This is a genomic window from Methylobacterium frigidaeris (assembly GCF_022179185.1).
GTDB classification, from domain to species: Bacteria; Pseudomonadota; Alphaproteobacteria; order Rhizobiales; family Beijerinckiaceae; genus Methylobacterium; species Methylobacterium frigidaeris.
In genome coordinates, this window is record NZ_BPQJ01000083.1 from 1 (window position 1) to 14,474 (window position 14,474).

Consider the following 14,474-nt stretch of genomic DNA (forward strand, 5'->3'; position numbering starts at 1 on the left):
CCGGCCTGAGGCCGGCACGGAGCCCGGCGAGGACCGAATCGCTCGTCCTAGGCCGACGGACGAATTGGTTCCCCTGAGTTACCAGGTTCGCGTCCTGCCGGGCCAACCACCATTTCCCTCTCTGCGTGTGCCCTCGAAACATCCTCCAGGCGGCGCCCGCACGAGGCGACCGGAACTGAAACCGCACCGCGGATGGAGCGTGGTCGATCAGGCGCACGCCGACGCCGTAGCGGGCGAGCTCAGCTGCCATGGTCAGACCCACGGGCCCGGCGCCGACGATGAATACGTCCGTCATCTGGGCTCCTCTCATGCCGCACAATCGCTACTGCCGCACGATCGCCACGCGACGGATTCTCGCACAAGGCTGGCTCACGCGGCCGGGAACACCCTCCGGAGATGCTCCTGGAGGCCGGCGTCCCGCCAGGAGCGACCGCGCCAGCCGAGATGACCGTCGGGCCGGACAAGGTAGCTCATCGCCCGATCTCCGTATGCCGCGGCGAACGCTCTCCCACGGTCTTCGAGAAGCTCGGCACCCAGAAGCGCGTGACCCGCCACATCGCGCGCGATCACGACGACGCGCAGGTGGGCCCGCAGTAGGTAGGCCTGATGCTGCATCCAGTCGAAGAGGTCCTGCACCGTTGCGCCCTCGCAAGCTCCGTTCAGGTGGACCACCAGTACGTGCTCCGTGCCGCGCAGAACGTCGAAGAGGCGCACCGGGAAGCCAAGCCCCTGCCGCACCAGACCGATCACGTCCGGCGCACGGTCGCCGGCCGCGGGTCCGACGCCGTCCGGCTCGCCAGCCTCGTCCTTGACCCAGTCCGTTCTTCGGTAGGAGATCGAGACCTGCGCGTCGGCAGCCCGATCGGGTGCACCGCCCTGCTCGCGGCCGTATCCCTCGCTCGCCTTGCGAGTCCGCGCGATCACGTCCGCCCCGACTGAGCGGCGCTCCCCCTCGTAGCTGTCGAGGAGCTCGCCGGGGCTCGCGCCCTTCAGGACCAGAGCCAGCTTCCAGGCCAGATTGTAGGCGTCCTGGATACCGGTGTTCATGCCCTGCCCACCGGTGGGCGGATGGATGTGGGCGGCATCGCCCGCGATGAAGCACCGGCCCTGGCGATAGGCGGCGGCCAGGCGCATGGCGATGCGGTAGACGGAGGACCAGCGCAGGTCGGACAGCGGTGCATGATCGGGCAGGAGCTCGTCGGCCACCGCCTGCAGGTCGGCCAGTGAGGGCCTGGTGAGCTCGGCTTGGATGCCGTGATCCGTCCCGCTGGCCGGAACGAGGTGAGGGGCGGCGAGCATCGAGACCCGGTAGCGGCCGGGCTCCGGCTGCGGGATGGCGATGAACATGTCGGGTGGGCCACCCTCCACCAGCCGAAGGGCACGTACGGACATACCGTAGGACACGTCCCAATTGATCCGGACGTCGCCGAGCATGAACGGCCAGGGATAGGCCGCGCCCTCGAAGCTGATCCCGAGCAGCCGCCGGACCGCGCTGTGCGCGCCGTCGCAGCCGACCACATAGCGCGGGCGAACGTCCTCGGCGGGTTCACCCGCGCGCTCGACGCGCGCGCTGACGCCCTCGGTGTCCTGGCTCAGCGCGGTCAGGGCCGCACCTCGCTCGATCACGATGCCGAAGCGGGTGAGGTGCCGGGTGAGGATGCGCTCGGTCTCGTATTGTGGCAGGCCGAGCGAGGCGTAGGGCAGCCCCATGTCGGGCTGGGTGGCATCATCCATCCGCTGACCGTTGATGATGGAGCGCAGGCCTGTCAGCCAGAGGCCGGCATCGATCATCTCACGGCCAATGCCCATGTCGTCCCAGACCTCCAGCGTCCGCGGCGTGACGCCGATGGCGCGGCAGTAGGCCGAAGGCTGTGGCGCGTGGTCGATGATCCGGGGGCGCACGCCGTGCCGGGCCAGTTCGCAGGCGAGCGTCAGCCCCACCGGACCGGCTCCGACCACGAGGACCTCCGCCATCGGCTCCTCCTCACGCTATGAGGCCCGGCATGAGCCCTGGGGTCACTGCGCTCCGCAATTGCTCGGCGCCGGCTCGCCGGCGAAACGGTCGCCGATCCAGTCGAGGGCGGCGGGTGCCGCATCCTTGGCAATCGAGAGATGCCCGACGCCCGGCACGAGGTCGAACTCGACGTGGCTGCCGGCCCGGCACAGGCGCGCTCGGTAGTCCTGCGTCACCCGCGGCAGCACCAGGGTGTCGGCGGCCCCTTGCGCCAGGAAGATCGGGATGCGCGGCGGCAGCGTGCCAGGCGTGTTGCGGGCGAGCAGCGAGCGCCAGGGTTCGCGGTCGGCAAGGTCGTCGACCGAGAGGAAGCTGCGATCGAGCGCTTTCGACGGGCCGCGCCGCTCTAGCACGTCGAAGATCGTCTCAATGCAGTCGTTGGCGAGCTCCTTGATCACAGGCAGCGCTTCCGGCGTAACCACCTTCGTCATGGGCGCGCCGTACACCTGTGACCATGACCACAGAGTCATGGCGGTGAGGTTCTTGCCGCCCGAGGTGTCGAGATCGGCCATCATCAGGGTGGCGAGCTCGGTAGCGGGTGCCGCGGCTGCAACACCGACAAGGATCAGGTTCGGCGCGTAGCTCCGGGCGAGGATGCCGGTGAAGAGCGCGGCGTGACCGCCCTGCGAGTGACCCCAGACGGCGAAGGCGTTCGTGGCGCCCCCAGGTCCGGCGAGCTGTTGAGCGGCCCGCACCGAGTCGAGCACGGCGCGCCCCTCGCTGATGCCGACGAGGTAGGGGTGCACGCCGGGCGTACCGAGGCCGGGATAGTCCGTGGCGGCCACGATGTAGCCGCGCGCAAGCATCTCGTTCAGGCCCTGGATCGAGCGGTAGAGCACGCGTGCGAGCGAGGGCGCGCACTTGTCGACGACGCCGGTGGTCGGGTGCGCCCAGGCCACGATAGGCCGGCCTCCGGGTGGCACTGGCCCGGCCGGCACGATGATGGCGCCCGAGACGGCGATCGGCTCGCCGCGCAGGCCAGTCGAGCGGTAGAGCACCCGGTAGGCCGTAGCGCCGTCGGGCGCGTTCGGAAGGGGTTGGTAGTCGAGGAGGGTGCCCGGAGTAGATCTGGTCCCGGGCGCCGGACGCGCCTCGGCAGTCGGTGCCGGTCCGTACAAGCCTGCTGCCAGCAGGAGCGCTCCGAGGAGCCGGAACGCGCCGATCCGCGGCATCACAGGCCATTCTGTGCCCAACCAGGCACGCACCCGCTTCGACACTTCGAACACGTCGTCCTCCAGTCGTGATGAGGTCGGATGGGCGGAGTTTAGCCTAGCCTCGGGCTCAGGCTGTTCGTGCCGCCGCTACTTCCACCCGCCGCCCGGCAGGCGACCGTGGTAGGGCGTGTTGCGGCAGTGGCCCCAGGGCCCGCGCCAGTAGCCCGGCGGGCAACCACCCCTTCCGCCTCGCGTCTGGTACCAGCCGCCCGGCAACGGCCCGACATAGGGTGTGCTCCGGCAATGGCCCCAGGGCCCCCGCCAACGACCGGGGCCGCAACCTCCGGCGACGAGTTCGACCGGCGAGGCAAGCCCGGGATCCGGCATGATCGGCAGCGCCAGAGCGGGTGCGGGGAGCAGTGCGGATACGCCAAGGCCCATCGACAGGGCCACGAATGCGAGCTTCATGCCGCCTCCTGAGAAACGCCTTGGAGATGAAGCATCGACTCGCTAGTCTTTGCAACCATCGCCAAGCTTGCGGTCCGCAGGATGTTTGCGAAACCCGACTCGGTTTGGAGCAATTCGAAACAGCTCGGGCCGATACGCGCCCTTCTGCACTCGAAGTGAGTACCCTCTCTCAGCCAGCGCCGAGCCCCTGGCGCCTTCATTTGCCGCCTGGGTCCTTGTCGCGGACAGTGCCTTTGCGCTTTGTGTCGTGCGGATCGGTTCGGGCCGTGAGCTTGCGCGCTGGACTATGCCTATCGGTCTTCGCCAAGGGTCTGTGCCGCTGGGTTTTCGCCGCAGGCCCGAAACACATGCCGACCGCGATCTCAGTCGCGGCCTGCCAGAGTGAGGCCGCACGGGTCGACGACACGGGACCACCGCCGACGCGCATCGACGGGGTCCAGTGCGGCTGGGTGAGGTGGTCATGAGCCCCGAGCCGAAATCGTCCGTTCCGGCCGTGCCGTTTCAAGACGTTTCGGCACCACGTCCGGCACAGGAGGCCGTCTATGTCGCGAAGCTGGTCGGCCGCCTCAGCCGGGCGGCCTGCGCCGCGGTCTTGCGGCACAACGATACGACCGTCACGGACGGTGAATTGCTGGCCTCAATCTACCGCTACGCCCGTGCCCTTGCTGCGCTGGGCATCGGACGCGGCTCGCTTGTCGCCCTGCTGGCCCCGAACCACCCGGCCGCCCTTGCGGTCCGCTACGCCGCAAACATCATCGGGGCCGCGACGACCTACCTGTCCGTGCCGGCATCCGCTGGTGCGCGGGCCGAGCTCCTGCTCCACACCGCGCCGGACCTGCTCGTCGTCTTCCCTGAAACTGCGGGGCTCATCCCAGCTGGCGCGCGGGTGAAGATCGCCACGGTCGGTGAGGGAATCCCCACCGGAGCGCTGCGGCTGGACGAACTGGCCGCCGGACGGGTCGCGGAGCCTGTCGCCTGCACGGCCAGGCTCAACGATATTGGTGTCGTGGTCTCCTCCGGCGGCAGCACGGGCGTGCCCAAGGGAAGTTGGCGGACATTCGCAGCCTATACCGCCATGGTCGACATTCCGAGTCCCACGGACCGGCGCCAACTCGTCAACGGCCGCCTTGCGTACCTGTCCCAGGTGCTGATCGACATTACGCTGCTCGGCGGGGGCTCGGTCGTGCTGCGGAGCGGGTTTGACCCGGCCGATACTCTCGATGCCGTCGAGCGCGAGCGCGCCACCGATCTGTTTCTGATCGAGCCGCAGCTCTTCGAGTTGATGGATCATCCGGACGTCGCCCGCCGGGATCTCTCCTCGCTTCGCAGCCTGACCCATATCGGTGCCTCGGCGCCGCCGACTCTGCGCCGCCGGGCTCGCGCGCGCCTTGGACCAATCGTCGCCCACACCTACGGGGCCAGCGAAATGGGTCTTGTCAGCGTCCTACCGCCAGCCGGGCACATCGCGTCCGGCGCGGAGAGCGACAGTTCGGCGGGACACATCCTTCCCGGTGTCGAGGTCAGGTTCCGGCGGGAGGACGGCAGCTTTGCGGACCCAGAAGAGGGCGGCTCGATCGAGGTGCGCTCGGCTGCCATGGCCGGCGGCTACCTCAACCGACCGGACTTGGAGGCCGCGGCCTTCCGCGAGGGCTGGTACCGGTCCGGTGACCTCGGCCGAATCGACTCGGCCGGGCGCCTGCACATCCTCGGACGCGTCTCGGACGCGGTCGTCGTCGATGGCCGCATCCTCACCCCGACCATGATCGAGGACATCCTCTACCAAGAGGCCTCCGTGCGGTATGCCGTCGTCGTGTGCGACGAGGATGCCGGTACTTGGATCGCAGCCGCGGAGGCATGGCCAGGCACCGCCATCGACGCGGACGACTGCCGTCAAGCCGTCGTCCCAGCATTCGGGCTGGAGGCCGGAACCCGGCTGTGCGTCGCACCTGTCCCTCGGGTGCCCCGCACGGAACAGGGCAAGCCCGACCGCGAGGCGATCCGCAGCCTCGGAAGGAAGGACCGCCTGACCCTAGGGAGCCGGGGCCCAGCCCCTTCGTAGAGCGGCAGACCGGAATGCCGGTCGTCAACAGCAACCAACTGAAAGCAAGATCAACGAGTCATGCGCAAGGCACTGCTCGCCATCGCGATCATCGTCGTCTCGACCGGCTCCGGGCTCGCGGACGAGCCGCCGGTTCAGGGGCCCGAGGACGCGGCCTGCCGTGCGCAGGCCCGGTCGGAGGTCTTCACCGCGCCGAACCCAAACCGCCTGAGCCTCTGGGACCTCGGCTCGCAGATCTGGCATAGCTGCATGGCGGCCTACCACGGGCGCGGCCCTAACCCAGGCCGTCAGGAGCAGCGATTCTAAAGCGCCGGCATTCCGACACGAAGGCCGCTCTCCGCAGCCTGTGTGCACGAGTGGCGCGCAGCGCATCACAGCGACGTCGCAGGAGGAGGCGATGCTTACTCTCTACTCCTATCCAGCCCTGTTCGGTGTGGCCGACAACAACGGCTACGGCCTGAAGGTATTTGCCTTTCTCAAACTCGCGGGGCTGCCCTTCAGGCACGAACATATCGTTGACGCTTCGGCCGCTCCACGTGCGCAGCTTCCCTACATCGTCGATGGCGGGAACACGGTGGGCGACAGCGACCTCATCATCTCCTACCTCACTCACTGTTATAGCTTGACCATCGACGCCGGGCTCAAGCCGGGCCACCGGGACATGGGTCACCTCGTCACCCGTATGCTGGACGACCTCTACTGGGTGATGTCCTACTCACGCTGGAAGGACGAACGGTTCTGGCCGGCGTTCCGGGATGCTCTGCGCCGCGAGCATCCCGAGCTGTCGGACGAGCAACTCCGGAAGGCGCGAGAGTTCAACGCGCAGCGCTACTACTATCAAGGGATCGGTCGTTACGCGCCGGAGGAGGCCTATGCCCGGGGCACCGCCGACCTACAGGTTCTAGCAAACCTCGTCCCAGCCAGCGGCTTCCTGTTCGGACCGAGACCGTCGAGCTTCGACGCTGCCATCTATGGCTTTATAGCGAACATATACTTCTACGGCATCGAGACGCCTCTAAAGGCATTCGTCTCATCTCATGCCAATTTGGTCGATCACTGCAAGGCGATCCACGACCTGATTGGCTGAGGCTATGTGCGGGAGCACGGCGTTCGGTGAAGAGCCTCGAACAGATCGACCCCGGCTCGCATCGCCTCGTCAAAAGCCTGCGGCTCGTCACATCGTACGCCATCGCGGCGATGTGCGGCGCCCTGGTTGGGCGACACGACCTGGTCGTACGGTGAAGGCGGATGCGTGTCCGCGAAGTGGATCGGCGGCCCACCCGCACAACACCGACTGGGAGCGGGCCAAGCGGAACTATCGAGCGGCTTCCTCCGGGCCAAGAGGCTTTCTGCCGGACCTGCGGCCGCCCCTGCGCCTGAGCGCTCTGAGGCCACGCTCTCACATCCAAGTCTGCTCGCGTATCTATAGCGGACCTGCCGCTGCCCAAGGGCGAAGGTCCGCACGTGGCGCAGGGCGGATGTTCGAACGGCGTGCATCCCGAAGCTGCAGCGCGTAGGATGGACGCCCCACCGCTCTCCTTCCTCCTAATGCGCAAACTCCTGAGCAGGCTCGGCCTGCGGTTCGAAGATCCCGTCGACGAGCGTGCTTTCGTGACGCGCTTCACCCTCGACGACCTACCCCGCACGCAGGCCGCGATGATCCTCGGCGCCTGCGTCTACTGCGCCTTCGCCGTCTGGGACTGGATCCTCGACCCGGCGCACTGGACTGAGACCCTGTTCCTTCGCCTCGCCGTCGCGCTCGCCGTACTCCTGCCTGCAACCGCGGCGCTGCGCTGGCCTGCCGCGCGGCGCTGGGCCGAGCAGATCTACCTCAGCTACTGCGTCGTGCCCGGTTGCGTGCTCAGCTTGATCTACCTGCGGCTGGGGCCCGGCTTCGACCATGCCGCCGCGGGCATGATCGTCGTCATCCTGTTCGTCTCGACGCTGTTGCCGCTGCGCTTGTCCTCGCTCGCGGCGTTCTGCGGCCTGACCTGGCTCTGCTTCGCCGTATGCGAGTCGTTCGCGGTGCATGAGCGGGCGGGCATGCGCTTCGTGAACAACTTCGAGATTGGCATGGCATACGCGCTCTAGCTCTACGCTGTCGGCGCGCGAGAGGTGCGAGCTCGGCGTCAATTCCAGACGGAGGAGGCGCTTCGGCGGGAGAAGGAGCGATCGGAAACGGCCCTGTCCGAGTTGCGCGAGGCCCAGGCCCATCTCGTGCAAGCCGAGAAGCTGGCGGCACTGAGTCGGCTCGTGGCGGGAGTGGCTCACGAGATCAACACGCCGATCGGCTTGGCGCTGACCACGTCGACCGCCGCCGAGGGCGATCTGAGGCATCTCCAGCGCGCCGTTGAATCAGGCCAACTGCGCCGGTCGGATCTCACGCACGGCTTCGCGCGGCTGAGCGAGGGGATGCGGCTGCTGTTCTCCAATCTCACGCGGGCAGCCGACCTCGTGAACAGCTTCAAGCAGGTCGCAGTCGACCAAGCCAGTGCGGAGCGGCGCACCTTCGAGCTGCACGGCTGGCTTGAGGAGCTGATGAGCACGCTCGGGCCGCTCGTGCGGCGCAAGGGCCACACGATGCGGATCCGCTGTGAGGACGGGATCATACTCGACTCCCATCCCGGCGCACTGGCGCAGGTGATAAGCAATCTGGCGCTCAACGCTATCGTGCATGGTTATCCCGACGGCCGATCGGGCGTACTCGACGTCGCGGCGTATCGTTCGGGCGAGGATCGACTGCGCATCATCATCGCCGACGACGGCATCGGCATCCCGCCGGAGCACCTGAGCAAGGTGTTCGACCCCTTCTTCACCACGCGGCGCGACAAAGGCAGTACGGGCCTTGGTCTGCACATCGTCTTCAACCTTGTTGCCTCGACCCTGCAGGGTCAGATCGCGCTGTCGAGCAACGGGGGCGTAGGCACGTGCTTCACGATCGACTTGCCTCTCACAGTGGATGAAGTCGAGGTGAGCGAAGCCCCCGAACCGCAGGCGAACAAGCGGGTGAACCTCGGGTCGGTGGTTGTCTCGTCCGCACCACTGGTCGAACCCAATGCGAACGGATTAGGGTCTAAACCCGTTCAAGGTGTTGTGATGATGAGCGAAATGTGATTCGAATGCGTCTCCCCGATGGAGGAGGCCATGGCAGAGCTGTTCTGGCTGTCTGACGAGCAATGGCAAGCGATCGCGCCGTTCATGCCCAAAAACCAGCCCGGCGCTCATCGCAAGGACGATCGCATCGTCATCTCGGGCATCCTGCACGTCATCAGGTCCGGCTGCCGCTGGAAGGACTGCCCGAGCGAGTATGGTCCGCCCACGACCATCTACAACCGCTTCAACAGGTGGTCGCGCCGCCGCTTCTGGACCGGCATGCTGGAAGCCCTCGCCAAGGCCGGATGGTCCAGCGACGCCGCTGCTCTCGACGCCACCTACGTCAAAGCCCAGCGCGCCGCCCACGGCGGAAAAGGGGGGCCCGCGAGCAGGCGATCGGCCCTTCGCGGGCGGGTCCGACCACCAAGGTCCACGTTCTCACCGACGTGATTGGCCGCCCGGGCGTCATCCACATCACCCCTGGCAACGCCAGCGACGTCAAGACTGCGCCTGCCGTCCTGGCCAAGGCACCGGGCCGCGTGCGCCGGTTGATCGCCGACAAGGGCTACGATGCCGACTGGCTGCGCCAGGACCTGCGCCAGCAGGGCATCAGCGTGGTCATTCCCGGCACCCGCGCCCGCAAGCGCAAGATCCGGCTGGACAAGCGGCGCTATCGCGACCGCTGGCGGGTCGAGGCGGTGTTCTGCCGCCTCAAGGACTTCCGCCGCATCGCTGCTCGCTACGACAAGCTCGCCCGCAACTTCGCCTCAGCTCTCGCGCTTGCCGCCGTCATCGCGCTCTGGTGCTGATTGTGTCTCAACCCTAGACTTATCACCTGAGATTGTAATAGCCAGCAAATATGAAGATAGAACTGCATCCTTAGGACATAATTAGGAGGTATTCTGCAGATTGTATTCGAGCATCTGCCTATTTGTTGAGCACAAAATCCAATGAAACCCCTGAACAACCTCAGCTTCTTGGCCAAAATGGCCATCCCGCTTTCATTCACAGTGATCATCTCTGTTGGACTTGTGAGTTTTGCCAGAGAAGAACTCGGCAACTTAGCGGAACAGACGCAGCATATCATCGATGTCGAAGTGGATCGGCTAGCTGACATAATGAACATTCAGCTCAGCCTTTCAGAGGCGGTCATCCAGAACCGAAATCTGCTCCTTGAGAAGCGGCGTGAGAGGCTGTCAACGCACAAGGAGCGACAGGATGCTGCGATCAAAGCGAGCTACGAGGCGCTCAATAAGCTCAGCGCACTTGCCGAAAACGCTGAACGCCGCGCTGCCAACGACGGCCTGCGAAAAGCCATGGACACCTACTATGGCATTCTTGCTCGCACCGCCGAGCATGGCTTTAGGTCAGAGATTGCTGAAGCTGTCGCAATCGCTCAGGAAGAGGCTGTCCCCGTTCGCGCCAAGCTTCGCGACCAGATCAAGAACCGTATTGACATACTTACCGCGGAACTCGCGGCGGCCAAAAAGGCAGCTGCCCTCAACGCCGAATGGGCAACAATGATGCTCGTTGTGAGCGCAAGTCTCGGATTTCTCGCTTCAATCCTGCTGGCGGGTGGCATAGTGGTGTTCGTGATCACGAGACCGCTCGCCCGTTTGGTGAGTGTGCTGCAGCGCATGGCCCAGGGTGAGGTCGATGCCGAGATTGCCGGAGTGGACCGCGGCGACGAAGTCGGCTCTGTTGCGCGAGCAGTGCAAAGCATCAAGGTCATGGTCGCCAAGAAAGCGGCCGAAGAGGCCGAGCAGAAGCAGATCGCGGACCAAGCTGCCGCCACAGAGCGCCGCCGCACGATGGTCGAGCTTGCTCACCGCTTTGAGGCTGCGGTTGGCGGCATCATCGGCATGGTCTCCTCCTCGTCTACCGAACTGCAGGCGACTGCGCAGACGATGACAGCCACAGCTACGGAAACCGCCAGCCAGTCTACGACGGTCGCGGCAGCTGCCGAGCAGGCGGCTTCCAACGTCAACACGGTCGCGGCTGCCGCTGAGGAGCTCGGTTCGTCCGTGCAGGAGATCGGTCGACAGGTAAACGGCTCGGCTCAGCTCGCCCAGGCAGCGGTGATCGAGGCAGCCCAAACGGCCAGCCTCGTGCAGGATCTCAGCGGTGCGGTGACCAAGATCGGCGATGTGGTGACAATGATCTCGACCATTGCCGGTCAGACCAACCTGCTGGCCCTCAACGCCACGATCGAGGCGGCGCGCGCTGGCGAAGCAGGCCGTGGCTTTGCGGTCGTTGCCGCCGAAGTGAAGGAACTGGCCAGCCAGACGGCACGGGCAACCGAGGACATCTCCGGCCAGATTACCCGGATCCAAGGCTCCACGGGTCAGGCCGTGTCGGCCATCAGCTCGATCACGGCGCGCATCCAAGAGATCAGCGGCGTGGCCACTGCTATTGCCGCAGCGGTCGAGGAGCAGGGCGCGGCTACACAGGAGATCGTTCGCAACGTGGCGCAGGCTGCGATGGGCACTGAGGAGGTGACGAGCAACATCGCGGGTGTAGCCGGCGCAGCTGAGGAGACAGGAGCGGCAGCATCGCAGGTACTTGGTGCCGCATCTGAGGTTTCGCGCCAATCCGAACACCTATCGGCTGAGGTCAGCCGCTTCCTATCTAACGTTCGAGCGGCATAAGCATTTTGAGATCATTGCATTCTCAACATCGTTGAGGTCGAGCCCCGCGTTAGGTATGCAGGGCTATTCTATATGTCATTTAGGGAGAAGATCCATTAAGGCTCCGGGACGTCCATATCTCCGAGAGATCCGCTCCGAGTGGGCGGCCGCAGGCGTCACCTCCGAGTTTTTCAGCGAAATTGGTCGAAAGCGGCCCCTCAGACCATGCCTGCCGTGGTCTGCCCCATAAGCCGCATTGTTGCAGCGCTAGCTCAGCCTTAACCTTTCGCTTTGAAATTTTCACCTAGAGCAGAATTTAGCAAAGTCTGGTCGGCTTAAGTTGGCCAGAGCGAGCCGAGGCTCGAAGCAGGCGGGAAAGCCGCTCACCGCTAGGCCGCACGGAGGCTTGCTGTCCCTTGATGTCCGAACCTCTGCGCTACGAGCGTCTTGAGGAGGCGCGCTTAGGCGCACTTCAAGAACTCAACCTCCTCGACACACCACCGAGCGAGAGCTTCGATCGCATCACGCGGATGGCTAGCCAGATCTTCAACCTGCCAATCTCCGCGGTGTCGCTGACGGATCGGGATCGGCAATGGTTCAAGTCCCGTGTCGGCGTCGACCACCGCTCCATCCCGCGCGACAAGGCGCCATGCGCGCAGGTGGCCGAGAGCGCCGACGTTCTGGTGATCTCCGATTTCGCGCAGGATGCCTGCTACGCCGACAGCTTGCTGGGCCGCTCCGGCATCCGCTTCTACGCTGGCGCGCCGTTGATCACGCGCGAGGGTTACGGCCTCGGGGCCCTCTGCGTCTTGGGAACTGAACCCCGTGCGGTCGCTGCATCCGAGGTGGCCGCCTTGCGGGACTTGGCCGCCATGGTGATGGCACAGATCGAGCTGCAGCACGCCTTTGGCCGGGTCGATCCGCTGAGTGGTCTGCCCAGCCGAAACCAATTCCTGGACGACCTTGCTGACCTCGCCGCCGAGCATCCTGACGAGGCCCGGATCGCCGTGCTCGTCGATCTAGCCCGCCCCGAGCAGGTCGGCGCCTACGCCCGTGTCATGGGGCCGGGCCGCATCGACGATATGGTGCGGGAGGCAGCCCGAGAGTTGCGGCGGCTCCTCGGACCGGAGCGCAAACTCTATCACACGGCGGCCACGCAGTTCGCCTTTCTGGCCGCCCCGGGCGTCACTCAGGACAACTACGTCCGCCTCCTCGCGGAGGGGCACCGGCAGGCGCGGCAGCGCTCCATGACTGGCATGCTCCTGACGAGCGCCATCGGCGTGAGCGTGTTCAAGCCCTGTGCGACGGCACCGCAGGACGTGCTGCGCGCCCTCTACAGCGCGGTTCAGGACGCGCGTTCATCGCCCGATCTCGTCAGCGTCTACTCGTCCTCCGCTGACGAAGCCTATCAGCGGCGGTATCGGCTACTCCAAGATTTCGGCCCGGCGCTCCGCGCCGACAACCAGTTGCGGCTCGTGTTCCAGCCGCGCATCGACCTGCCCACGGGGAGATGCATCGGCGCGGAGGCGCTGCTGCGCTGGAACCATCCGGACCTGGGGCCAGTCTCCCCCGGCGAGTTTGTCCCGGTCATCGAGCACTCGCCCCATGCGCAGACCATGACGGCCTTCGTTCTGGACCTGGCGATCGCGCAGGCGCGCCGCTGGCAGGAGGCCGAGCACAGACTGGTGATGTCGGTCAACGTCTCGGCCGCCAACCTGCACGAGCCGGGCTTCGGCAGTTCGGTCGAGTCTGCCCTCCGGCGCCACGGCCTCGCGCCGGAGCGACTGGAGCTGGAGGTGACCGAGAGCGCGGTCATGCAGGATGCCGACCAGGCGCGGCGTCAGCTGGATGCGCTCGCTGCCGCCGGCATCCGGTTGGCCATTGACGATTTTGGCACCGGCTACAGCAGTCTTGCCTATCTCCAGGACATGCCGGCCCACATTGTGAAGATTGACCAGAGCTTTGTGCGTAAACTCGGGGATGGCGAGAGAGAAAAGTCGCTCGTCCGGTCGATGATCAGCCTTTCGCATGACCTTGGTTATCGTGTGGTCGCGGAGGGAGTGGAGAACGTCGAGACGGCTGACCGCCTAGTAGCGATGAGCTGCGATGAGGTGCAGGGCTACTTCTACGCACGTCCCTTAGAAGTTGATCAGTTTGAGGTCTGGCTGCAGGAGCATAAGCAGTCCGCCGAGCGCGAGGCTAAAATCAACGCTGAGCTATGATGTGTCAGGATCACGGGTGCTTGTCGTGGTCTGCCCTGCAGGTCGCCTTGCTGCGGCGGCGGTTTAAAAGGCGCGCACCGACCGCGCAGGCGCACCATTTGTTTTTCAGGCACAAAGCCGCGTCGAGCCGGACGACACCGCGCGGATCGTCACGGGTCTGGCCCGCCGCTTTACCGCACTCGTGCGCGCCGCCGGGAAGAGCAAGACCCTCGCCGATGATCAGGACGCCGCTGCTGACATCGATACCTGGATCAGGCAGGCTCGGACATGTGGTGCTCCTGCCATCGCGACGTTCGCCTCGGGACTGGACGCGGACATCGCGGCCGTCCGGTCTGCCCTGACGGAGCCCTGGAGCAGCGGCCAGGCCGAAGGCCAGATCAACCGACTCAAGCTCATCAAGCGCCAATGCTACGGACGGGCAGGCCTCGATCTCCTGAAGCGCCGCATGGTTCTGGCCGCCTGATCCACGCAAAGTGAGCAAGAACCACCAATCCAGGGCAATCCCATATGTCGAGCGTGATGCCTTCCGTGGCGCCCTCGGGGTCCAGCCCTCCACCAGCGCCGTCATCGGCCTGGCTTCGCTGCGCTACTATCCGTTCTGAACGTTAGTTTGGCCGAAGATGTGATCCGCTTCCGGCGGGCAAGGGGCTGGTGCGAGGAATGCGCGCGCCCGTACCTGCAGAGGATCTTCCACCTCTGTGAGGCCGGCGGTGGAATACGGAGATTTCGGGTTGGCGCGACGGTCAGAGCCACCGGCTCCGGCGGTGGGATGAGGATCTACTTGTCCGCCGTCAGCGCCCGTGAGACAGAGTGAGGCCCTTCACGAACGGAGGATGA

The 14,474-nt window shown here is 65.8% G+C and carries 10 protein-coding genes and 3 pseudogenes; 9 read left to right on the top strand and 4 right to left on the bottom strand.

Features of this window, described 5'->3' with window-relative positions:
* From MFF64_RS35365 to MFF64_RS35380, 4 genes are all read right to left on the bottom strand, one after another.
* The coding region (locus tag MFF64_RS35365) for an FAD-dependent monooxygenase (RefSeq protein WP_238193717.1) at positions 1–295 on the bottom strand (295 nt) is incomplete at its 3' end.
* A 74-nt stretch (positions 296–369) separates the two neighbouring features.
* The gene (locus MFF64_RS35370; protein WP_238193718.1) at positions 370–1,974 is read right to left on the bottom strand and encodes an FAD-dependent monooxygenase; all 1,605 of its coding nucleotides are present in this window, start codon (positions 1,972–1,974) and stop codon (positions 370–372) included.
* Positions 1,975–2,016: 42 nt separating this feature from the next.
* Complete coding sequence (locus MFF64_RS35375) at positions 2,017–3,186, bottom strand: alpha/beta fold hydrolase (protein ID WP_238193719.1); 1,170 nt, start codon at positions 3,184–3,186, stop codon at positions 2,017–2,019.
* A 129-nt stretch (positions 3,187–3,315) separates the two neighbouring features.
* A complete protein-coding gene (locus MFF64_RS35380) occupies positions 3,316–3,636 on the bottom strand; it encodes a GCG_CRPN prefix-to-repeats domain-containing protein (RefSeq protein ID WP_238193720.1) in 321 nt (106 codons plus the stop codon).
* Positions 3,637–4,096: 460 nt separating this feature from the next.
* Between MFF64_RS35380 and MFF64_RS35385 the strand changes: the two genes are divergently transcribed.
* The 9 genes and pseudogenes from MFF64_RS35385 to MFF64_RS38745 all read left to right on the top strand — a co-directional run.
* Positions 4,097–5,695 carry an AMP-binding protein gene (locus MFF64_RS35385; RefSeq protein ID WP_238193721.1) on the top strand — a complete coding sequence of 533 codons (1,599 nt, stop codon included), beginning with the start codon at positions 4,097–4,099 and terminating at the stop codon, positions 5,693–5,695.
* Positions 5,696–5,755: 60 nt separating this feature from the next.
* Positions 5,756–6,001, top strand: coding sequence for a hypothetical protein (locus tag MFF64_RS35390; RefSeq protein ID WP_238193722.1), 246 nt, complete (start codon positions 5,756–5,758; stop codon positions 5,999–6,001).
* A 91-nt stretch (positions 6,002–6,092) separates the two neighbouring features.
* Positions 6,093–6,782: a glutathione S-transferase C-terminal domain-containing protein gene (locus MFF64_RS35395; protein ID WP_238193723.1), complete on the top strand. Its 690-nt coding sequence runs from the start codon at positions 6,093–6,095 to the stop codon at positions 6,780–6,782.
* Between the two features lie 26 nt (positions 6,783–6,808).
* The gene (locus MFF64_RS37965; RefSeq protein ID WP_273557206.1) at positions 6,809–6,937 is read left to right on the top strand and encodes a hypothetical protein; all 129 of its coding nucleotides are present in this window, start codon (positions 6,809–6,811) and stop codon (positions 6,935–6,937) included.
* Between the two features lie 306 nt (positions 6,938–7,243).
* A pseudogene (locus MFF64_RS35400) lies at positions 7,244–8,809 on the top strand (sensor histidine kinase).
* 84 nt (positions 8,810–8,893) lie between these two features.
* A pseudogene (locus tag MFF64_RS35405) lies at positions 8,894–9,597 on the top strand (IS5 family transposase).
* A gap of 141 nt (positions 9,598–9,738) precedes the next feature.
* Positions 9,739–11,436 carry a methyl-accepting chemotaxis protein gene (locus MFF64_RS35410; RefSeq protein ID WP_238193724.1) on the top strand — a complete coding sequence of 566 codons (1,698 nt, stop codon included), beginning with the start codon at positions 9,739–9,741 and terminating at the stop codon, positions 11,434–11,436.
* A 398-nt stretch (positions 11,437–11,834) separates the two neighbouring features.
* Positions 11,835–13,637, top strand: coding sequence for a putative bifunctional diguanylate cyclase/phosphodiesterase (locus MFF64_RS35415; RefSeq protein ID WP_238193725.1), 1,803 nt, complete (start codon positions 11,835–11,837; stop codon positions 13,635–13,637).
* A 280-nt stretch (positions 13,638–13,917) separates the two neighbouring features.
* Positions 13,918–14,100 (top strand): annotated as a pseudogene (locus tag MFF64_RS38745) (ISL3 family transposase); the annotation flags it as partial.
* Positions 14,101–14,474: the final 374 nt, after the last annotated feature.